The 21,366-nt window shown below is 63.5% G+C and carries 20 protein-coding genes; 9 read left to right on the top strand and 11 right to left on the bottom strand.

The features are described from left to right. Position 1: 1 nt before the first annotated feature. Positions 2 to 1,276, bottom strand: coding sequence for a serine hydrolase (locus tag ACNHGR_RS07515; RefSeq protein WP_475288358.1), 1,275 nt, complete (start codon positions 1,274 to 1,276; stop codon positions 2 to 4). A gap of 25 nt (positions 1,277 to 1,301) precedes the next feature. Then, complete coding sequence (parE, locus tag ACNHGR_RS07510) at positions 1,302 to 3,278, bottom strand: DNA topoisomerase IV subunit B (protein WP_475285110.1); 1,977 nt, start codon at positions 3,276 to 3,278, stop codon at positions 1,302 to 1,304. Positions 3,279 to 3,441: 163 nt separating this feature from the next. Between parE and ACNHGR_RS07505 the strand changes: the two genes are divergently transcribed. Beyond that, positions 3,442 to 4,281, top strand: a complete 840-nt coding sequence (locus tag ACNHGR_RS07505; protein ID WP_475285108.1) for an outer membrane protein — start codon at positions 3,442 to 3,444, stop codon at positions 4,279 to 4,281. Between the two features lie 72 nt (positions 4,282 to 4,353). On the opposite strand, the gene ACNHGR_RS07500 is transcribed toward ACNHGR_RS07505, so the two are convergent. Continuing rightward, on the bottom strand, positions 4,354 to 5,049 hold the full coding sequence (locus ACNHGR_RS07500) for a GcrA family cell cycle regulator (protein WP_475285106.1): 696 nt from the start codon (positions 5,047 to 5,049) through the stop codon (positions 4,354 to 4,356). Between the two features lie 117 nt (positions 5,050 to 5,166). Here ACNHGR_RS07500 and ACNHGR_RS07495 point away from each other — a divergent pair, with 117 nt between their 5' ends. Next, entirely contained in the window at positions 5,167 to 6,027 is an 861-nt protein-coding gene (locus ACNHGR_RS07495) for an ABC transporter permease (RefSeq protein ID WP_475285104.1), read from the top strand. 162 nt (positions 6,028 to 6,189) lie between these two features. On the opposite strand, the gene ACNHGR_RS07490 is transcribed toward ACNHGR_RS07495, so the two are convergent. Further along, positions 6,190 to 7,503 (bottom strand): UDP-glucose dehydrogenase family protein, encoded by a 1,314-nt coding sequence (locus tag ACNHGR_RS07490; RefSeq protein ID WP_184267011.1) that lies wholly within the window; start codon positions 7,501 to 7,503, stop codon positions 6,190 to 6,192. A 164-nt stretch (positions 7,504 to 7,667) separates the two neighbouring features. Here ACNHGR_RS07490 and wecB point away from each other — a divergent pair, with 164 nt between their 5' ends. From wecB to ACNHGR_RS07465, 5 genes are all read left to right on the top strand, one after another. Then, positions 7,668 to 8,783 (top strand): non-hydrolyzing UDP-N-acetylglucosamine 2-epimerase, encoded by a 1,116-nt coding sequence (gene wecB, locus ACNHGR_RS07485; protein ID WP_475285102.1) that lies wholly within the window; start codon positions 7,668 to 7,670, stop codon positions 8,781 to 8,783. Further along, complete coding sequence (locus ACNHGR_RS07480) at positions 8,776 to 9,141, top strand: hypothetical protein (RefSeq protein WP_184265536.1); 366 nt, start codon at positions 8,776 to 8,778, stop codon at positions 9,139 to 9,141. The genes wecB and ACNHGR_RS07480 overlap by 8 nt, the downstream gene beginning before the upstream one ends. Positions 9,142 to 9,229: 88 nt before the next feature. Continuing rightward, on the top strand, positions 9,230 to 10,525 hold the full coding sequence (wecC, locus tag ACNHGR_RS07475) for a UDP-N-acetyl-D-mannosamine dehydrogenase (protein WP_184265533.1): 1,296 nt from the start codon (positions 9,230 to 9,232) through the stop codon (positions 10,523 to 10,525). A gap of 114 nt (positions 10,526 to 10,639) precedes the next feature. Continuing rightward, positions 10,640 to 11,347 carry a polysaccharide biosynthesis/export family protein gene (locus tag ACNHGR_RS07470; protein ID WP_475285100.1) on the top strand — a complete coding sequence of 236 codons (708 nt, stop codon included), beginning with the start codon at positions 10,640 to 10,642 and terminating at the stop codon, positions 11,345 to 11,347. Continuing rightward, the gene (locus ACNHGR_RS07465) at positions 11,344 to 13,473 is read left to right on the top strand and encodes a GumC family protein (RefSeq protein ID WP_475285098.1); all 2,130 of its coding nucleotides are present in this window, start codon (positions 11,344 to 11,346) and stop codon (positions 13,471 to 13,473) included. Before ACNHGR_RS07470 ends, ACNHGR_RS07465 begins: the two co-directional genes overlap by 4 nt. Before the next feature lie 100 nt (positions 13,474 to 13,573). Here the strand turns inward: ACNHGR_RS07465 and purQ are convergent, their stop codons facing one another. Both purQ and purS read right to left on the bottom strand, forming a co-directional pair. Further along, complete coding sequence (gene purQ, locus ACNHGR_RS07460) at positions 13,574 to 14,248, bottom strand: phosphoribosylformylglycinamidine synthase subunit PurQ (protein ID WP_475285096.1); 675 nt, start codon at positions 14,246 to 14,248, stop codon at positions 13,574 to 13,576. A 3-nt stretch (positions 14,249 to 14,251) separates the two neighbouring features. Continuing rightward, positions 14,252 to 14,485, bottom strand: coding sequence for a phosphoribosylformylglycinamidine synthase subunit PurS (purS, locus tag ACNHGR_RS07455; protein ID WP_056694119.1), 234 nt, complete (start codon positions 14,483 to 14,485; stop codon positions 14,252 to 14,254). A 159-nt stretch (positions 14,486 to 14,644) separates the two neighbouring features. On the opposite strand from purS, the gene ACNHGR_RS07450 reads away from it, so the two are divergent. Next, positions 14,645 to 14,794, top strand: coding sequence for a hypothetical protein (locus ACNHGR_RS07450; RefSeq protein WP_184265523.1), 150 nt, complete (start codon positions 14,645 to 14,647; stop codon positions 14,792 to 14,794). 972 nt (positions 14,795 to 15,766) lie between these two features. Beyond that, the gene (locus ACNHGR_RS07445; RefSeq protein ID WP_475285094.1) at positions 15,767 to 16,519 is read left to right on the top strand and encodes a sulfite exporter TauE/SafE family protein; all 753 of its coding nucleotides are present in this window, start codon (positions 15,767 to 15,769) and stop codon (positions 16,517 to 16,519) included. A gap of 143 nt (positions 16,520 to 16,662) precedes the next feature. Here ACNHGR_RS07445 and purC read toward each other — a convergent pair whose 3' ends face one another. The 5 genes from purC to ACNHGR_RS07420 all read right to left on the bottom strand — a co-directional run bounded on the left by purC (position 16,663) and on the right by ACNHGR_RS07420 (position 21,318). Continuing rightward, positions 16,663 to 17,445, bottom strand: a complete 783-nt coding sequence (purC, locus tag ACNHGR_RS07440; RefSeq protein ID WP_004207352.1) for a phosphoribosylaminoimidazolesuccinocarboxamide synthase — start codon at positions 17,443 to 17,445, stop codon at positions 16,663 to 16,665. A gap of 133 nt (positions 17,446 to 17,578) precedes the next feature. After that, on the bottom strand, positions 17,579 to 17,713 hold the full coding sequence (locus ACNHGR_RS07435) for a hypothetical protein (protein ID WP_475285092.1): 135 nt from the start codon (positions 17,711 to 17,713) through the stop codon (positions 17,579 to 17,581). Between the two features lie 31 nt (positions 17,714 to 17,744). Continuing rightward, positions 17,745 to 18,149 carry an SRPBCC family protein gene (locus ACNHGR_RS07430; RefSeq protein ID WP_475285090.1) on the bottom strand — a complete coding sequence of 135 codons (405 nt, stop codon included), beginning with the start codon at positions 18,147 to 18,149 and terminating at the stop codon, positions 17,745 to 17,747. After that, positions 18,146 to 19,552 (bottom strand): alpha,alpha-trehalose-phosphate synthase (UDP-forming), encoded by a 1,407-nt coding sequence (otsA, locus tag ACNHGR_RS07425; protein ID WP_475285088.1) that lies wholly within the window; start codon positions 19,550 to 19,552, stop codon positions 18,146 to 18,148. The genes ACNHGR_RS07430 and otsA overlap by 4 nt, the downstream gene beginning before the upstream one ends. Further along, the gene (locus ACNHGR_RS07420; RefSeq protein WP_475288356.1) at positions 19,549 to 21,318 is read right to left on the bottom strand and encodes a glycoside hydrolase family 15 protein; all 1,770 of its coding nucleotides are present in this window, start codon (positions 21,316 to 21,318) and stop codon (positions 19,549 to 19,551) included. Before ACNHGR_RS07420 ends, otsA begins: the two co-directional genes overlap by 4 nt. Between the last annotated feature and the right edge of the window lie 48 nt (positions 21,319 to 21,366).

Here is a 21,366-nt window from a genome sequence, read left to right as displayed (position 1 = left end):
CTCAGTGCGCGAGTATATTCATCGCGCGCGCCATCAACGCCACGAACTTGCCTTCCTCCACCCGCGCGGCAGGATTGTTCCAACTGCCACTGACGGCATACCATGTGCCGTCATTCGCCTGTGCCAGCAGGTTCATCGCCATAACGCCGGGCTCGCTGCCCCCCTTATAGCCCAGATAGCGCCAGCGCTTTGCGTCGGCGGGGGCGATGCCGGGATTGACCCCCAGTATCGGCAAGGCATCGCCGCCGTGCTGGCGCAGCCAGTCGAGCAGGCCGATCATGTCGCGCGCGCTCGCAAACCATTCGATACTGTCGATCGCAGTGGGGACTTCGGCGACGCTGCCAACATCCACCTTGTCGGCGCTTAGCCGCGGAGCAGCTTCGCGCAACAATGCCCTGCGGGCAGTGGGCGTAGCATTCATATAGCGCTGCCGCAGGTCGGCATTGGCAGGCATTTTGAGCGCAAAGGCTTCGGCGGTACTCAACAGCGGTAGTGCCTTGTCCGCATCCGCATGGCCGGTCGCTTTCAGCATCGCGTCCACCTTTGTCCGTCCCAGTGCGAACAGCAGCGTATCGCTGGCGCTATTGTCGCTTTCCGCGATCATATCGGTGGCCAGGCTGTGCAGCGTCATCGGGGCGCGGTCGGGCCAACTCATCAGTCGTCCCGAAAAGCTTTTGGGGCCCAGCGGCACAACATCGCTCCAGCGCCTTTCCCGCGCCGCCGTCGCACGGGCAAGCTCGGCGAGGAGATAGAGCTTGAAGCTCGATCCCGTCGCCATCTGCGCATCGGGGTGATGGGTGTGCAGCAGCTCGGGCGCGCCCGCACCCAACCGCGCAATGGCAAAGGCGGTGAAGCCGGGCAGGGCGCCAATCTCTGCCACCACCTTGTCCAGGCTGTCATTGGCGGTGCGGGCGCCGACGATATGCAGGCCGACGACCAGATTGGGTGCCTGTGGCGCGACCACCAGCGTGAAGCCGACCGTAGCCTTTTCATAGCGGATCTCGACCTGTCCGGCGGTCGCACTATCGGTCCGTACGGCACCCAGGCTCAGCGGCGCACCATGCTGTGCGCGAAGATCGGCGGCGATGGCGCGCCAGCGATCGACAGGTACGGCGTCCAGAAAGAGCGTGGAGAAAAACGCGCTCTCTCCGCCGGGTGCGGCAAGGATGCGCAGCAACTGTTCGGCTCGGCGTTGATAGGCTGGGGCGGTCACGGCAGAAGCCTGCATGGGAAGTGCCGTAAGGATCAGGCTGAGCAGGATCGACCAGAGGCGCATGCTCAAACCGATCCCGCACCGCGCGTCATGCGTCGATCGCTTCCTCGTCCACGGCCGCCGCATTCTCCTGGATGAAGGCGAAGCGATGCGCCGGGTTGGTGCCCATCAACCGGTCGACCAGATCGCGCACCTGCTGCCGGTCCTCGACATCGTCGGGCAGGGTGATGCGGATCAGCATCCGTGTCTTGGGGTCCATGGTGGTTTCGCGCAACTGCATCGGGTTCATTTCGCCCAGCCCCTTGAAGCGGCTGATGTCGACCTTCTTCCCTTTGAATTCCTTGCGCAGGATGTCTTCCCGATGGGCGTCATCCTTGGCGTAGAGGCTCTTGCCGCCCGCCACCAGGCGATAGAGCGGCGGCTGCGCGAGATAGAGGTGCCCGCGGCGCACCAGTTCCGGCATTTCCTGGAAGAAGAAGGTCATCAGCAGCGTGGCGATATGCGCGCCATCGACGTCGGCATCGGTCATGATGACGATGCGTTCGTAGCGCAGATGATCCGGGTTGCAATCCTTGCGCGTGCCGCAGCCCAGCGCCAGGATCATGTCCGCAATTTCCTGATTGGCCAGGATCTTGGCGGTATTTGCTGAGGCTACGTTGAGGATCTTGCCACGCAGCGGCAGGATTGCCTGCGTCTTGCGATCGCGTGCCTGCTTCGCGGAGCCGCCGGCCGAATCGCCTTCGACCAGAAAGATTTCAGCGCCTTCCGGGTCGTCGTTCGAACAATCTGTCAGCTTGCCAGGCAGGCGCAGCTTGCGGCTGTTGGTGGCGGTCTTGCGCTTGACCTCCTTCTCCTGCTTGCGCTTCAGTCGCTCGTCCATCCGGTCGAGGACATAGGCGAGCAGTGCCTTGCCCCGGTCCATATGGTCGGTCAGATAATGGTCGAAATGGTCGCGCACGGCATTTTCCACCAGTCGCGCAGCGTCCGGGCTGGTCAGCCGATCCTTGGTCTGGCTCTGGAACTGGGGATCGCGGATGAAGACCGACAGCATGATTTCTGACGACGTCATGATGTCGTCGGCCGTGATATCCTTGCCCTTCTTCTGCCCCACCAGTTCGGCAAAGGCGCGGATGCCCTTCACCAGCGCAGCGCGCAGACCCGCTTCATGCGTGCCGCCATCGGGTGTCGGGATGGTGTTGCAATACCAGCTATAGCTGCCGTCGGACCAGAGCGGCCAGGCGACCGCCCATTCGACGCGGCCGGCTTCGCCCGGAAAATCCTGATTGCCCGAAAAAAAGACGCTGGTCGCGCAATCTCGATCGCCGACCTGCTCCTTCAGATGATCGGCGAGGCCGCCGGGGAACTGGAACACGGCCTCGGTAGGGGTGTCGTCGCTGATGAGTTCCGGTGCGCATTTCCAGCGGATTTCGACGCCCGCAAACAGATAGGCCTTTGACCGGGCCAGCCGGTGCAGGCGAGCAGGCTTGAACTTCTGTTCGCCGAAAATCTCGGCATCGGGCACGAAGCTGACTAAAGTGCCGCGCCGGTTAGGTGCAGCGCCAACCTTTTCCAGCGTCGTGACAGGCAACCCTTGCGAGAATTTCTGGCGGAACAATTCCTTGTTGCGCGCCACTTCGACTATGGTGTCAGTGGACAGGGCGTTGACCACGGAAATACCGACGCCATGCAGGCCGCCGGAGGTGGCATAAGCCTTGCCCTCGAACTTGCCGCCCGAATGGAGGGTTGTGAGGATGACCTCCAGCGCCGACTTGCCCGGAAATTTGGGATGCGGATCGACCGGGATGCCCCGGCCATTGTCGGTAATCGTCAGCTTGTTGCCAGCCTCCAGCGTCACCTCGATCCGCGTGGCGTGTCCGGCAACCGCCTCGTCCATGCTGTTGTCCAGCACTTCGCTGGCCAGATGATGCAGCGCGCGTTCGTCCGTGCCACCGATATACATACCGGGGCGCCGCCGGACCGGCTCCAGTCCTTCCAGCACCTCGATGGTCGAGGCGTCATATTGTGGGGCGGCGGGGGTGTTGGCGGCGAACAGGTCTTCGGACATGCCATAAGCTATAAGCGGACGAGCGCCGGGTGCAAGCGTTGCACAGGGGGGCACAGCAGCAATCTTATGTAACGAAGTGCGCTGCAACAAAATGACGCGGCGGTTCGTTGGCGTTCGGAATGTGGAGTGAACCTCTCCGCATCAGGTGAGGAGACGAAAACCCATGAAACTGACCCTGATCGCGCCGCTTGGCGCCACGCTGGCGCTCGCCCTCGCGGCACCGGCCTTTGCGCAGGATAGCGCCCCTGCCGACTGGACCGGTCCCTATATCGGCGGTTCCTTCGGTTATAACTGGCAGAAGAAGGATGGTGGCGAGCATCTGCGTTTCGATGCCGATGCCGACGGCAATTATGATGATGCCATTCGTACATCGACGGGCGCCAACGCCTTTTCGCCGGGCACCTGTGGCGGCGCGGCGCGCGGGCCGACTCCGGCTAGTGGCTGCAACGGCGACAAGGATGCGATCGGCTGGATGGGGCATGTCGGCTATGACCGGCAGTTCGGCAATATCGTTGCCGGTGTCGTAGCCGAAGCGGGCAAGGCCTATATCGACGACAAGGTTACCGAATATTCGACCACGCCGGCTTTCTACACGATGCGCCGAAGCATCGATTATAACGCCAATCTGCGCGCGCGCCTCGGCTATACGACCAATGGCGGCATCATGCCTTACATCACCGGCGGTCTGGCCTATGCAAAGGTGAAGAATAATTTCAGCACCAGCAACGGCGCCAACAGCTTTACCGAGGTCAACCGCAAGGAAGACGGATGGGGCTACACCATGGGTGGCGGCATAGAGGCCAAGGTATCGGACAATTTCTCGATCGGTGTCCGCTATTTGTGGACCCGCTATAATGTCGGCGATTATCGCGTCGATGTCGGTGCGGGCAGTGCGCCTGCGACCAATCCTTTCCGCCTGACGCCGTCGGGTGGGGCCAGCATCAATCGCGGCGACAAGTTCGATACGCAAAGCGTGATGGTAACGACCAGCTTCCGCTTCTGATATCGTTCAAACGAAAAAAAAGGCCCGGTTTCCAGATGGAAGCCGGGCCTTTCTATTATCTCTCGATAAAGATCAGCGAACGCGCGGACCGCCGAAAGGCAGCGGCGGAGGCGGGCGACGCGTGCCGCGCGGCAACTGCGCCTGATAGGCGCGACCGCAATGCTCGACGCAATAAGGGAAGCCGGGGTTCACCGCCTCGCCGCAGAAATGGAAGTCCGGTTCGCCCGGATGGCCCATCGGCCATTTGCAGATCCGCTCGGTCAGATCGAGCAGGCTGGTCTTGTCGGCGATCTCGGCGCTGGGCTTGGCCGGAACCAGACGGCGCGGCGGCGCGGGCGGGATCGGGGCCTGCTGGTCGCCGGGGCCCTGGCGCAGGAAGCCGCCGGGGCCGACCGAGATGATGCGCGGTTGCGGCGCCGGCGCCGGTGCGTCCGTAGCAACGGCAGCCGGTGCGGAGGCCGCAGGCGCTGCGGGGGCAGCGACGGGCGCACGAACCGGTGCCACAGGCGCGGCGACGGTCGGCGCAGCCGCGCGGGGCGCTTCGACTTCCGGTGCAGGCGCGGGCTTGCGCGGGGCAGCGGCGGCCGCCTTCTTGGGGGCCTCGTTCGCCTTGACCGGCGAAGGGCGGGATTGCAGGCCCAGGCGATGTGCCTTGCCGATCACCGCATTACGGCTGACCCCGCCGAGTTCGTCGGCGATCTGGCTGGCGGTCAGGCCGCGCTCCCACATCCCCTTGAGCTGGTCGATACGCTCGTCGGTCCAGGACAATGAAAAACTCCTCACAAATCTCGTCTGGCTTCCTATATGGGAAGCACGCCGCGCAGGTTCAAATCCTTGGACCTTCCCCCTTGCAGCACAACGGACCAGCCGATAGTCGATCCGACCATGAACGACCAGCCAAAAATTCATGCCGCCCCTGCGGTCCAGCCGCCATTCGCCGAACCGGGCGTGCCGCAGATCCGCAACATCAACTGGGCCGGCACCTGGGCGCTCTATGCGAAGGAAGTGCGCCGCTTCATGAAGGTGCAGCTTCAGACGGTCTGGGCACCGGCAATCACCACGCTGATGTTCCTCATCATCTTCATCGTTGCGCTGGGGGGCAGCGGGCGGACGGTGATGTTGCGCGGGGAAGCGGTGCCGTTCGCCGATTTCATCGCCCCCGGCCTCATCGTCATGGGGATGATCAACGCCTGTTTCGCCAATGCCAGCTTTGCGCTGATGGTGGGGAAGGTGCAGGGGACGCTGGTCGACTATCTGATGCCGCCGATTGCGGTTGGCGAATTGTTGTTCGCGCTGGTCGCCTCCTCGATAACGCGGGCGCTGTTCGTTGGCTGCGCCCTGTGGCTCGCCATGGTATTGTGGCCGGGCGTGCATGTGACGCCGGCGCATCTGTGGGCCGTGCTGTGGTTCGGTCTGCTCGGTACCAGCTTCATCGCCTTTCTCGGCGTGCTGACCTCGATCTGGGCGGAAAAATTCGATCATGGCGCTGCGATCACCAATTTCGTGATCAGCCCGCTCGCCCTGCTGTCGGGCACCTTCTACTCGATCGACCGCCTGCCGCCGCTGTTTCAGGGGATCAGCCATGCCAATCCCTTCTTCTACATCATATCGGGCTTCCGTTATGGGTTCGTTGCGGCGGCGGATGTGAATGTGGTGGTTGGCAGCAGCGTGTTGCTGGGGCTCAATCTCCTGCTGGGCGGCCTTTGCTATATGCTGCTGAAGCGCGGCTGGAAGATCAAGGCATAGGGCGCGAAGCTGCCCTTTGGCGCATGTCGCCGGCCTTTCAGATGAAGGCGGCGAAGAGGGGTACGATAATGCCCGTCAGAAATAATAGGGTGGCCGCGATCATCCAGTGACGCAGCCGGGGAAGGGCGTCCGTCGGACGCCCTTCCTGCCTTTGCCTATCCCTCAACCGACGTTGCCGCCGACGCGGGAGAGGGTGAAGCCAGCGGCGGCGGCCTCTTCTGCGGGATAGATGTTGCGCAGGTCGACCAGGGCGGTGCCGTTCATGCTTTCGGCGATGCGCTTGAGGTCGAGGGCGCGGAAGATGTCCCATTCGGTGACCAGCACCAGCGCGTCGGCGCCGTTGGCGGCTTCATAGGCATCCTTGGCCATGACGACCTTGGGCATCATGGGCGCCGCGACCTCTGCGCCTTCGGGGTCGTAGGCGACGATCTTCGCGCCGGCATCTTCGAGCGCCTGGACGATGGCGAGGCTGGGGGCGTCGCGCATGTCGTCGGTATTGGGCTTGAAGGTCAGGCCCAGCAGCGCGACCGTCTTGCCGCGCGCGTCGCCGCCCAGCGCCTTGACGATCTTGCGGCCCATCGCCCTCTTCCGAAGGTCGTTGACCTGCACCACCGTCTCGACGATGCGGATCGGGGCGTCATGATCCTGGCCGGTCTTGACCAGCGCCAGCGTATCCTTGGGGAAGCAGGAACCGCCATAGCCGGGGCCGGCATGGAGGAATTTGGAGCCGATGCGGTTGTCGAGGCCGATGCCGCGCGACACGTCCTGCACCTCGGCGCCGACCGCTTCGCACAGGTCGGCCATTTCGTTGATGAAGGTGATCTTGGTCGCCAGGAAGGCGTTGGCGGCATATTTGATCAGTTCGGCGGTGCGACGGCCGGTGAACATCAGCGGTGCCTGGTTGAGGTTGAGCGGGCGATAGACCTGGCTCATCACCGCGATCGCGCGTTCGGACCCGGTGGTGCCGACGACGACGCGATCGGGCCGCTTGAAATCGCCGATGGCCGCGCCTTCGCGCAGGAATTCGGGGTTGGACACGACCTGGATGTCGAGGTCGGGCTTGAGCTCACGGGCGATCCGCTCGACCTCGTCGCCGGTGCCCACCGGCACGGTCGACTTGGTGACGATCACCGCCGGCGCATCCAGCGCCTCGACGATTTCCCGCGCCGCAGCATAGACATAGCTCAGGTCCGCATGGCCATCGCCCCGGCGCGAGGGCGTGCCTACCGCGATGAAGATCGCGTCGGCGCCCTTGACCCCGGCGGCCAGGTCGGTGGTGAACGTCAGCCGGCCCGACGCCGCATTGTCGCCCACCAGCTTGTCCAGGCCCGGCTCGAAAATCGGCATCCGACCGGACTCGATCGCCGCGATCTTCCCCGCGTCCTTGTCCACGCACACCACGTCATGACCAAAATCCGCAAAACAGGCCCCTGACACAAGTCCAACATAACCTGTGCCGATCATCGTGATTTTCATGAACTGTTCAGCTCCTAATGGCGTGGTGACTGTGCGGAGGCTCTACCATAGTCTCTGCACATTACAATTCGCTGCGTTGCAGCGATGAATTCCGCAAGATCGTTCAGGGGCTGGTTACCATTTTCTGCGACAAGCGGAGCGTTAAGACAGGCAAAGGAGCGATTGTGAAGGTAGCGCTGGTGTTCGGGACGCGACCCGAAGCGATCAAGATGTTTCCTGTCGTCCATGCGCTGCGCGCGCAGCCGGGGGTGGATGTCCGTGTCATCGTCACCGCCCAGCATCGCGGCCTGCTGGATCAGGTGCTGGCCATCGCCGGCATCGTGCCCGATGTCGATCTGGACGTGATGGTGCCAAATCAGACGTTGGATGGCCTGACGGCCAGACTGATCGTGGAACTGGGCAAGGCATTCGACGCCGAAAAGCCGGATCGCATCATCGTCCATGGCGATACGCTGACGACCATGGTCGCCAGCCTGGCCGCTTATTATCGCAAGATCCCGGTCGCCCATGTCGAGGCGGGCTTGCGCAGCGGTGACATCCATCACCCCTGGCCGGAGGAGGTGAACCGCCGCGTCGTCGCCTGCATCGCGGACATGAATTTCGCGCCCACACAGGCGGCGGCCGATGCCTTGCTGAAGGAAAGCCGGGCGACCGAAAGCATTCATATCACCGGCAACACGGTGATCGACGCCTTGCTGGCCACGCGCGATCGGGTGCTGGCGGAACCGGCGCTGGCCGCCGGTCTGGATGATCTGGCGGCTCGCTTTGCCGGCAAGCGGATCGTTGCCGTTACCAGTCACCGGCGGGAAAATTTCGGTGGCGGGATGGAAGCGATCGCGCGGTCGATCGCCGACATCGCCGCGCGACCCGATGTGGCCGTGATCTTCCCGGTCCATCCCAATCCCAATGTCCGCCCGGTGATGGACGCGGTGCTGGGCGACCTCACCAATGTCGCGATGATCGAACCGCTCGACTATCCTCATTTCGTGCGCCTGCTCGACATGTGCCATCTCGTCCTAACCGACAGCGGCGGCGTGCAGGAGGAGGCGCCTTCGCTCGGCAAGCCGGTGTTGGTCATGCGCGAAACGACCGAGCGGCCCGAAGGCGTGGAGGCCGGCACGGCCAAGCTGGTCGGCACCGATCGCGATCTGATCGTCCGGGAAGTTCTGGCGTTGCTGGATGATGAGGACGCCTATCAGGCCATGGCGCGTGCCCACAATCCCTTCGGCGACGGGCAGGCGGCCGAACGGATCGCGGCGGTGATCGCTGGTGTTGCCTGATCGGGATCAACGCGATCGGCTGTTTGCCGACGATCATCCGGATGAGGACGAGATTTTCACGCTGGCTGATTATAGAAGCTATGCGCCCGTCATCTGCTGCGCTTTCGTCATGGCCTTCATTCTCACCGCTATTGCGCAGGCGGTCCTGTTCGCCATCGGGGCACCTGCCTGGATCGGTCGATTGCTCATGCTGCTCTATGCCACCCTGCCATTTGCGGCGCTGATGATCTGGGCCTGGGACAAGCCTGCCGTGCGCCTGCCATCCGGGCAGGTTCTGAAACAGCGGCAAATGCGTCTATATGTTGGATTGGGCTGGGCGGGGCTTACACTGCTTATCGGCGTCCGCTTGCTCAGTTGATCGCCTGACCGACGCACCGTTACCGAAATCTTCAGCATTTTCGGGCAGAAACGCGACCAAATTCACCGATTGAAGGATTGCCAGCCTTATGCCCGTCGATGCCAAGCAGAAGGTTTCCGTCATTGGCCTTGGCTATATCGGCCTGCCGACCGCCGCCCTGATCGCCCGTGGTGGCGCGCAGGTGGTGGGCGTGGACGTCAGTGCCCATGTGGTCGAGACGGTCAATTCCGGCCGCGTCCATATCGAGGAAGTCGATCTTGACGGCCTGGTGCAGGGCGTAGTGGCCCGCGGCAATCTGCGCGCCAGCCTGGAGGTCGAGGAAAGCGACGTCTTCATCATCGCGGTGCCGACCCCGGTGGCGGAAGATCGCGCACCCGATATCAGCTATGTGCTGAAGGCCGCCCGCACCATCGCCCCCGTGCTCAAGGCCGGCGACACCGTCATCCTCGAATCCACCTCGCCCGTCGGCACGACCGAAGCGATGCGCGACGTCATCGGCTCCATCCGCCCCGACCTCAAGATGCCGGGCAAGGGCATCGCCGGCGACATCGCCATTTCCTATTGTCCCGAGCGCGTTCTGCCCGGTCGCATCCTGGTCGAACTGATCGACAATGATCGCTGCATCGGCGGCATCACCCCCCGTTGCGCGCGCAAGGCGCTGGGCTTCTACCGCCAGTTCGTGCGCGGTGCCTGCATCACCACCACCGCCCGCGCGGCCGAGATGGTGAAGCTGGTCGAAAACAGCTTCCGCGACGTCAACATCGCCTTCGCCAACGAATTGTCGGTGATCGCCGAGAATATGGACATTGACGTGTGGGAGGTGATCCGCCTTGCCAACCGGCATCCCCGCGTCAATATCCTGTCGCCCGGTCCCGGCGTGGGCGGCCATTGCATTGCCGTCGATCCCTGGTTCATCGTCCATGGCGATCCGGAAAATGCCCGCATCATCCGCACCGCGCGCGAAGTGAATGATGGCAAGACCGACTATGTCGTCGCCAAGGCGTCCGACCTGATCGACGCCTTTGCGGGCGAGGACATTGCCTGCCTGGGCCTCGCCTTCAAGGCGAATATCGATGATTTCCGCGAAAGCCCGGCCGTTAAGGTCGCTGCGCGTCTCGCCCGCCGCTATGGCCGCCGCATCAAGCTGGTGGAGCCTTATGCCCGCGACCTGCCGATGGAATTTGCGGGAACCGGCGCCGAACTGATCGATCTCGATACGGCTCTGGAACAATGTGGCGTGTTCGTCATTCTTGTCGATCATGACATGTTCAAATCTGTCCCCGTCGACGAACGCGCCGGCAAGGCTGTCTATGACACCAGGGGAATCTGGCCCGATCAGCCGCGCCGTCTGGCGGAACCGGCGCCCGGTCGCCTCGCCGTCTGATACGTCAATTTCTGCACGGGCAGGGCGTTCGGCCCGTCCCGTCTGCGGTTGCCATCGCCGCGTCGCCTCGTTAACCCCCGGCCTCGACTGGGTCTTGACGGGGCGAAAGCGGGGATGAAGCGCGCAAACAGCATCAATGGATCGATCGTCGCCCTGGCAGCCTTCGGACTGCTGGGCGCCTGTTCGACCGTCGAAGATGCGCCGCGGGGCGAAGCTGCCTACGCCGCCATCCCGCCCGCGCCGGCCGTCGGCATGGACTATCGCATCGCGCCCGACGATGTGCTGCGTATCCAGGTCTATCATGAACCCGATCTCTCGCTGGAAGACGCGCAGGTAACGGCGACCGGCATGGTCCGCATGCCGCTGGTCGGCGATATATCGGTTGCCGGCCTGACATCGGGCGAGGCTGCTGACGTCATCGCCGGTCGGCTCGGGCAGCGCTATCTCGTCTCCCCCCAAGTCACATTGTTCGTCAAAAAGGCGGTGGGACGCCGCGTCACCGTGGACGGGGAAGTCCGCGAACCCGGTCTGTACCCGGTCGAGGGCCGACTGACCCTGTTACAGGCCGTGACGCTGGCCAAGGGGCCGACACGTCTTGCAGGCCTTGGCCAGGTGGTTGTCGTGCGCCAGTTGGACGGCCAGCGTCAGGCAGCACTGTTCGACCTCGCCGCCATTCGCAAGGGCAAGGCGCCCGATCCTGAAATCCTGCCCGGCGACCGGGTGATCGTCGGCCTGTCGCGTGCCAAGGCGATATTGGGCGGCGCGCTGCTGGCCGTGCCGGCGCTCGCCACCGGCTTCATCGCGCTGGACGGAGGACGATGATGGCGCCGCTTACCCATTCGTCCGAAGACGCCACCGGCCTGAACGCGCGCCTTTCCGCATCGGCCCGGCATGGCTGGCTCATCCTGCGGCGGCACCGCATCATCCTGTTCGTCACCATGGCGCTCAGCCTGTTGGCCGGCGCGATCGTCATCCTGATGTCGACGCCTGACTATCGCGCCACCGCGTCGGTCGAGGTGGAGGATGTGCCGGCAGGGGCGGCCGGGTCCACGGCGGCACAACGGGCAGGGGCTGCCAACGATACCGAAAGCCTGATGCAGACCGAACTGGAAGTGTTGCGCAGCCGCGCCCTTGCCGAAGAGGTTTCGCGGTCGCTGGCACTGGTTGGCACGCCGACCTTCTTCAAGGGGATGGATCGGGAGCGCCCGACCCAGGGCGTCGGCACCCTGTCGCAACGGCAGGTGGAGCAGGACATGGTCGTGCGCCTGCTGCGCGAGAATCTGGAGGTGCAACTGCCCGGCAAGTCGCGGGTTCTGCGCATCAGCTTCGTCAGCGCCGATCCGGTCCTGTCGGCCCGTATCGCCAACAGCTATGCCGACAGCCTGATCCGAGCCGACCTGAAACGAGGCTTCGAATCCGGCGTGCAGGCGCGCCGCTTCCTGCTGGGTGAACTGGATGGCGCGCGCAACGACCTGTCGCGGGCCGAGCGCGATCTGGCTGTCTATGCCGCCCGCAATGGCGCGCCTCTGCCTTCGGAGGGAAAAGCCGAGGATGGAGGCAAGGCAGCGAAGGCGCCCCAGCCACCGGCCTCGCCTGACGGATCGGTGGCGACGCGCCTTGCCCAGTTGAACGGCTATCGCGCACAGGCCGTGGCGGATCGGATCGCGGCGCAAAAGCGCTGGGAAAGCGCACGCCAGTCCAGCGTCGACACATTGCCAGAAGTGCTCGGCAATGGCGCGATGCAGCAGATCATGGCCGAACGGGCGCAGGCCCGCGCAGTGATCGCCGAGGAACGGCAATTCCGCAAGGATGCGCATCCCGAAATGCGGGAGGCGCGGGCCAGGCTGGCTGCGCTCGATGAACAGGCCGATGCCGTGGCCAATACCATTCGTGCGTCGCTGCGCGAACAATATCAAGTCGCGCGGCGCGGCGAGGATCAGATCGCCAAGGAAATCGCCCAACTGGAAGAACAGGCGCGGGTCGAGCAGGGCCGCGACGTCCAGGTGGGCATCATGGAACGGTCGGTCGACACCTATCGCATGCTGCATGACAGCCTGTTGCAGCGCTATCGCGACATGGCGTCGCAGGCGGGCTTCCAGGCTGGCCGCATCCAGCCGCTCGACCGCGCGGCAGTCCCCACCAAGCCCTTCTCTCCACGCATCGGCCGCATCCTGCTGCTGGCGTCGCTGGGTGGCATCGCACTCGGCCTGCTGCTGGTGGCGGCGCGCCACATCTTCGACGATGCCGTGACGTCGGCCGACACGCTGGCCGAACGGGTCGGCCTGCCACTGCTGGGCGCGGTGCCGGTAACGGGCGACAATCCCCAGCCACCGGAAATCTTCACGCCCATTGCGTCCTCCCTGCTGCTGGCCTCGGCCGATGGCCTGCCGCGTTCCATCCTCGTCACCAGCGCGCAGGAGGGGGAGGGCAAGTCGCTGACCCTCCACGCTCTTGCGCTGGCGCTTGCAGGCCTCGGCAAGTCGGTGCTGGTGGTTGATGGCGATATGCGCCGTCCGGCCCAGCATCGCCTGTTCCGCCTGTCGGCGTCGCGCGGCATCAGCGAGGTGCTGACGGGACAAGCCAGGGCGCAGGACGTGATCGTGCCGACTGGCGTGTCGGGCGTGGCGCTGCTGCCCTGCGGAACGTTGCCGCCCAATCCGTCCGAACTCCTGTCCACGCCCGCGCTCGATGCGCTGCTCGCGGCGGTGCGCGATGGCTATGATACGGTGCTGATCGACGCGCCGCCGCTGCTGGGCCTTGGCGACACGCCGTTGCTGGCCGCCAAGGCGCAAACCAGCCTGCTGGTGGTCGAATTGGGGCGGAACCATCATGGCGGCCTGCGCGCGGCGGTGGAGCGTCTGCGGCGCAGCGGCGGCGCGATCATCGGCGCCATTCTCACCAAGCAGCAGGGACGGACGCTGGATTATGACTATCATCGCGGCGGCTGATCTACGCCGAGGATAGGCTTGCAACCCCACTGTAGGACATAAAAAAAGAGCGCCTTCCCGAGGGGGGGCGCTCTTTTTTGTGCCGATCGGGAAGGGCGGCTTACGCCTTCGCCAGCAGCCCTTCGACAATCCCCTTGAACAGGCGCTGGCCGTCGGTCTTGCCATGGGCCGCCTCGATCACGCGCTCCGGGTGGGGCATCATGCCCAGCACATTGCCGGCGTCGTTCAGGATGCCGGCAATGTTGCGGGCCGAACCATTGACGCTTTCCACATAGCGCAGCGCCACGCGCCCTTCGCCTTCCAGCCGGTCGAGCGTGGCGTCGTCGGCGAAATAATTGCCGTCATGATGCGCCACCGGATAGGTGATCGCTTCCCCCGCCTCATAGAGGCTGGTGAAGGCACTCTGGGCGTTCTCGACCGTCAGGGCGACGTCGCGGCATACGAAATGGCCACCGGCATTGCGCAGCAGTGCGCCGGGCAGCAGGCCGCTTTCGGTCAGCACCTGGAAACCGTTGCAAATGCCCAGGACGAAGGCACCGCGATCGGCGGCCTTCGCCACGGCCTGCATCACCGGCGATCGGGCCGCCATCGCGCCGGAACGCAGATAGTCGCCATAGGAAAAGCCGCCCGGCACGCCGATCAGGTCGATGTCGTCGGGCAGGTCGGTGTCGCGATGCCAGATCATTTCCGGCTTGCTTCCCGTCGCAGCCTCGAACGCCACCGCCAGGTCGCGGTCGCAATTGCTGCCCGGAAAGACGATGACGGCGCTCTTCATGGCTCAGGCGACCTTTTCGATGCGGTAATTTTCGATCACCGTGTTGGCCAGCAGCTTGCGGCACATGGCGTCGATATCCTCGTCGCTGGTGCCGTCGGCCAGATCCAGTTCAATGAGTTTGCCGGCGCGCACGTCATTGACGCCGTCAAAGCCCAGGCCGCTCAGCGCATGCTGGATCGCCCGGCCCTGCGGATCGAGGACACCGCCCTTGAGGGTGACGAAGATGCGGGCTTTCATGGGACGCGGACTCCTTGGAATCGACTGGCGCCGCGCAAAATCGCGCGGCCGGACATTGCCGCACCCCCTAGGCGCGTGGGCGCGTGGAGGCAAGCCATTATGACTTTCTTAGCTACCATTGCTCTAATGTGTCCGGCAGATTTTGGGGGAAGCCGTACGATGTCCGGGCTGGCGCTGGCGATGTTTGTCGGGCTGTTCGCATGGGGACAGCAGATTGTGGGTTATAGCGACCCGGACGGGAAGGTCCGCCTCGCCTTGCTCGCCTGTTTCGCCTTCGGCCTGCTGATCGGCTATCGCGCGAAACGCTGAGGGCATGCGTGCGGGCGGCCCGCATGAATGCGCAGGTCACGGCAGGGTCACGCCTGCCCCGGCCGGCCAAAGTTCACACCGTCACTGGACAAGCAAAAGTGCCGGAAACAGGCGGCCATGAGTTGCTCACGCGACAGCGATGCGCCCGCAAGGGAACGCCGCCGCGTCGTTGCCGCAACAGGCAGGCCACTGCGACGCGCCGGAAACGCGACAGTCGCGTCACGATGGCGCGGTTGATCTGGGTGGTGGCAGGGCCGGATAGGGCGGAGGGAGACTGTCATCCGACAGGATAGATCAGATAAAATCCTACATTGGTAGGACGATGTCACATGTGCGACGAGGCGGCGGGCAGCGATCAACTTCCGTCACCCCGGACTTGATCCGGGGTCCCGCTTCTTCTGAAGCTTGCGAAGAAAGCGGGATGCCGGGTCAAGCCCGGCATGACGAGAGATATGACTGCAAGCGACCAGAAGTTGCCCTTGGCATTGTCGGTTGAATGGCTGGAAAGCGAACTATCATATTGGCGTGGTTAGGTGCAGCGACGGTTATGGATTGGTCAAGTCGTTACCGCATTTTCCACAGATTTTTTCGGGCCAAGGGACACTTATAAATCCGCGCATGAACAACGACTTCCCGCAGTTTGGACAAGCGAGAACGAGGGCTCCGATGCCACTCACCAATAGCCACAGTGCTGCAAGCGGCAAAATGAACATCGGTAGTGATTGCGGAGAAACGCCTAGAGATAGCAATAGAATTGGAATGCACCACATAATGAAGGGCATAGCGATGATCGTATAGAGCATATGTCGCCGTGCTCTAAAATGTACGCTCATTCTGTGGTGGTTTTCACTCATTTGCCCAGCCTAAGACGGCAATTTCTGCTAACCAACACCTTTCTTCCAGAAGCCGACAGTCCCCTAACCAACCATCCCAGCCATTCCCTCTGCCCCGCACATCGCTTAAGCGGGCGGGATGAACTCTGACCTGCTCTACTTCACCTGCGCCATCATCGCCGTCATCGTCTCCGGCCTTGCCAAGGGCGGCTTTGCCGGCGTGGGGGCGCTGGCGATGCCGATCATGGCGCTGGGGGTCGATCCGGTGCGCGGCGCGGCGATCCTATTGCCGATCCTGATCCTTCAGGATGCGGTCAGCGTCTGGGCGTTCCGCAAAAGCTGGGATGGGCATATATTGGCGGTGATGCTGCCCGGCATGGCGGTGGGCGTGGGGCTGGGCTATCTCTTCGCCGCGCAAGTGCCGGAAAGCACGGTGCTGGGCGTGCTGGGCGTCATTTCCATGCTGTTCGGCTTGCAACGGCTTTGGGTCGAGCGGGGCGGGGCGATCGCCCTGCCCTCCAGTTCGCCGGACTGGATCGGCTTTCTCTTCGGCATCGGCAGCGGCTTCACCAGCCAGATCGCCCATGCCGGGTCGCCGCCCTTCCAAATGTGGGTGCTGCCCAGGAAGTTACCCCGCGACATGCTGGTCGGGACGACGGCCGTGGCCTTTGCCGCGATGAACTGGATGAAGGTGCCGGCCTATGCCGCGCTCGGCCAGTTCACCACGCGCAACCTGATGGCGACGGCGATGCTGGTGCCGATCGCGATCGGAGCGACCTTCGCCGGCGTGGCGCTGGTCCGCCGGGTCGATGCCGCGCGCTTCTACACGCTCATCTATGTGCTGATGGTGCTGCTGGGGCTGAAACTGCTGGTTGATGCGCTGACGGCGTAGCCTTCAACAAAACCCATCCGTTCGCCCTGAGCTTGTCGAAGGGCCGCGCTAAAGTAAGTGGCTTCGACAGGCTCAGCCCGAACGGGGATAGAGAAAGGGTACAGGCCAAAAAAAGGCCGGCGCTGTGGCCGGCCTTTCTGTCTTCAGTCCTTCTCGCGCTTCTTGCGATGCGTGTCGAGGTCGAGGACGGTGGTGTCCAGCCCTTCGGGCAGCAGGCCCAGGCGGCGGGCCACTTCCTGATAGGCTTCCACTTCGCCGCCCAGGTCGCGACGGAAGCGATCCTTGTCCAGCTTTTCGTTGGTGGCCATGTCCCACAGGCGGCAACCATCGGGGCTAATTTCGTCGGCCAGGATGATGCGGCTGTAGTCGCCGTCATAGAGGCGGCCGAATTCCAGCTTGAAGTCGATCAGGCGGATGCCGATGCCCGCAAACAGCCCGCACATGAAGTCGTTGATGCGGATCGCCATGTCGGCAATGTCGTGCATCTCTTCCTGCGTGGCCCAGCCGAAGCAGGCGATATGCTCTTCGGAGATTAGCGGGTCGCCCAGCGCATCATCCTTGTAGCAATATTCGATCAGAGTCCGGGGCAGCTGCGTGCCTTCCTCGATGCCCAGCTTCTTGCTGAGCGAACCGGCGGCGACGTTGCGCACCACGACTTCGATCGGCACGATCTCGACCTGGCGGACAAGCTGTTCGCGCATGTTGAGGCGACGGATGAAATGGGTCGGCACGCCGATCTGGCCGAGCAGGGTGAAGATATGCTCGGAAATCCGGTTGTTGAGCACGCCCTTGCCGGAAATCGTACCCTTCTTCTGCGCGTTGAAGGCGGTGGCGTCATCCTTGAAATATTGGATGATCGTGCCCGGCTCCGGGCCTTCATAAAGGATCTTTGCCTTGCCTTCGTAGATCTGGCGGCGACGGGCCATGCGCGTTCCTGTCTTTTTGTCACAAAAACAATGCGCCCCGGCAAACGCGAATCGAAAGGGATCAGCGGGTGCCGGGGCTGTTCAACGCGGCCCATAGAGCAATATCGTCAGGGGTGCAATTGCGTGCGCCGCGCTACAGTACGTCCCCGAACATGAACCAGATCATCGCGCACCAGGCGATCAGGCCGACCACGCCCAATATGACGCCGGATCGGGCGCGGATGGCAGGCCACAGGCCGCGCAGTTCATTATCATCATCCTCATGCATGGGCCGGCCGTAGCGACGGACGCGACCATACTCAACCGGCGTCCCGCTCCAGTAACTGTTTGAGCGCCCGGAGATCGGCCATTACCGCCTGGGCATCCGCTTCGAACGCGGCATCGTCCATGCCCGGCTGGCGAAACAGAGTGAAGATCACCTGCGTGCGATCCCCATGGGCAATCATCCGCAGTGGGATATAGATGTCCGGCTGCCCCGCAATCCGCACATGATGGTCGAGGATGCCATGTTCATTGGGCGGCGCAAACAGGACCGCGGCAGGCCCGGCCGGCGTGTCCGCCACCCAATGTTCGCCATCATGGTGAAGCGAAGTGGACAGGCCTGCCGCCCAGAGCGGGAAATTGTCCGGCCGATGGGCAAAGGCATAGGCGCGGGCCAGCGGCACGGCGATGCTGATGCTCAGATGCCGGACATCTTCGCTCATTCCGCCGTTTCCTCGACCTCCGCCGGGGCATGGTCACGGTCCACAGCCGTCAGCCGGCCGGTAAAACATTGGCGCCACCAGCTGATATCCTGCTGTTCCACGCTGTCTATCATCGCCCGCCAGCGCCGCTTGCGCTCGTCCAGCGGCATCGCCAGCGCGCGCAGGATGGCGTCGGACATTTCCTCCGGGCTGTAGGGATTGATGAGCAGCGCGTCCTTGAGCTGCATGGCCGCGCCGGCAAAGCGCGACAGGATCAGGACGCCCGGATCTTCGGGGTCTTGCGCCGCGACATATTCCTTCGCCACCAGGTTCATGCCATCGCGCAGCGGCGTCACCAGCCCGATCTTCGCGCTGCGATAGATGCCGGCCAGCTTGTCGCGCGGATAGCCCTGATTGACGTAGCGGATCGGCGTCCAGTCGACATCGCTATATTCACCGTTCATCCGGCCCGCGATGGAATCCAGCGTGGCGCGGATCTGCTGATAGCTTTCCACTTCCCCGCGCGATGGCGGCGCGATCTGGGTCAGCACCACCTTGCGATGCTGTTCGGGATGATCCTTCAGGAAACGGCCATAGCCGTTGAACCGTTCTTCCAGCCCCTTGCTGTAATCCAGCCGGTCGACCCCGACGATCATCGTGCGATCCTGAAGGGAGGCGCGGACCTGCGCCTGCATCGCTTCGGCCGCGTCACTGGTGGCGGCGTCGGCAAATTCCTGCGCGTTGATGCCGATCGGGCAGGCGACCGCCTGAATGGTGCGATCCCCGACCGTGACGAAATCGCCGTTCACCGTGCCGCCCATTTCCCGTTCGACATAATGGCGGAAGGATTCCAGCCATTCCTCGGTATGGAAGCCGACGACATCATAGGCGAACAGGGTGCTGACCAGCTTGCTGTGATGGGGCAGCGACACCAGCAGGCGCGTGGGCGGCCAGGGGATGTGGAGGAAGAAGCCCATGCGGTTCTTCAACCCCTTGTCGCGCAGCATCTGGCCCAGCGGGATCATGTGATAGTCATGGACCCAGATGACGTCTTCCGGCTCGATCAGCGGACTGGCCGTCTCCGCAAAGCGTTTGTTGACGCGGTTATAGCCGCCCTCGAAATCGCGGGCATATTCGGCCAGGTCTATGCGGAAATGAAACAGCGGCCACAGCGTCTTGTTGGCATAGCCATTATAATATTCGTCGACATCCTGCTCTTCCAGGTCGATCGTCGCCGTCTTGACCCCTTCATCCTCGGCAAAGCCGATATGGCCGGTGAAATTGTCCGTGACCTCGCCCGACCAGCCGACCCATATGCCCCGGCTTTCGCGCAACGCCTGAGACAGTGCGACGGCAAGACCGCCCTGATTGCCGGTCTTGCTGGGTCTACTGACCCGGTTGGAAATGACAATCAAACGGCTCATCGCATCGCGCTCCACGGTTTGCTCAGCAAGACGGCGCAGTTGATGATGCCGACCAATGAGTAGGTCTGGGGATAGTTCCCCCACAATTCCCCGGTTACGGGATCGATATCCTCGGACAGCAGGCCCGCGCCGGTGCGGCGGGACAGCATTTCCTCGAACAGTTCGCGGGCTTCCTCAGTCCGCCCGGTCCGGTGCAGCGCCTCGATCAGCCAGAAGGTGCAGACGTTGAACGCCGTTACCGGCTCGCCGAAATCGTCTGGCGCGCTGTAGCGCAGCATGTCGTTGCCGCGCCGCAGGTCCGCTTCCAGCGCGGCGAGCGTGCCGATGAATTTCGGATCGTCAGCGGTCAGGAAGCGCAGGTCGAGCAGTTGGAGCAGGGATGCGTCGCGCGCATCATCCTCGAAATTGGCGGAAATGGCGCGGCTGTCCTCCCGCCATGATGCCTCCAGGATGCGCGCCTTCATCGTTTCGGCGCGATTTTCCCAATGGGCGGCGCGCAGGGGCAGGCCCATGGCAACGGCGGCATGGGCCAGCCGATCGCAGGCCGCCCAGCACATCACCGCGCTATAGCTGTGGACATGGGCGCGGGTGCGCAATTCCCACAGGCCCGCGTCGGGCTGGTCATACACCTGCCACGCCCGTTCGCCGACCGCCTCCAGCGCCTCGAAATCGGCATGGCCCGCCATGCGCAGCAATCGCTGGTCGATAAATCCCTGCACGGAGGACAGCACGATCTGGCCATAGGCGTCATGCTGGATCTGTTCATAGGCGGCATTGCCCACGCGGACCGGCCCCATGCCGCGATAACCGGGCAGGCTTTCCGCCTCCCATTCGGTCAGCGTCGCATTGCCGCGCACGTCGTAGAGCGGCTGGATGTGCCCGCCCTTCGCGCCATCCACGATGTTGCGGAGGTAGACGAGATAGGATTCCAGCACGTCCAGCGCGCCGAGCCGGTTCAGCGCCTCGACGGTATAATAAGCGTCGCGAACCCAGCAGTAGCGATAGTCCCAGTTGCGCCCGCTATCGGCATGTTCGGGGATGGAGGTGGTGAGCGCGGCGACGATCGCGCCGGTTTCCTCATGCTGGCACAGTTTCAGCGTAATGGCGGATCGGATGACCGCTTCCTGCCATTCGGCGGGGATGGCCAGGCCCCGGACCCAGAGCTGCCATTCATGGATGGTGTCGTCCAGCATCCGCTCGATCGCCGGGCGCAGCGCGTCGGAAAAGCCTTCATCAGGCCCCATGAAGAAATGGGCGTCCTGTTCCAGCCGGAACCAGCTTTCCTGCGAAATCAGGCCGATCGGCGCATTGGTCGACACGCGCATCGCCATGTAGGACAGGACGATGCGGATATGGTTGGAACCATAGCTGATCGGCACCTTCTCGCCGTTCCAGCTGGTCGTCGGGCGGAACTTGACGCGAATGCGGGGAGAGCCGGCTACCGGACGCACGATGCGGATGAATGCGACCGGCCGGTACATGCGGCCCTTATGCCGGTGGCGCGGGCAGAAATCGAAAATTTCGATCGCATTGCCCTGCGCGTCGCTCTGGCGGGTGACCAGGATCGGGGTATTACGGATATAATGTTGTTCGACCGCGACGCAATTTTCCAGCTCTATGGCCCAGAAACCTCGCGATTGCGGGTCGTCCCATCCCTTGTCGTCCAGCAGAGAAGAAAAGACCGGGTCGCCGTCCACGCGCGGGACGCAGGCCCACACCATGCGGCCCATGCGGTCGATCAGCGCGGATGCCTGGCAATTGCCGATGGGCCAGAGGTCGAGCGTGCGCTCTGATCCGGCCAGGATGGATTCGAT

The sequence above is a fragment of the Sphingobium sp. RS1 genome (assembly GCF_056156825.1).
Note: the sequence above shows the minus strand (reverse complement) of the source record. Positions and strands in the feature narration are given on the sequence as shown.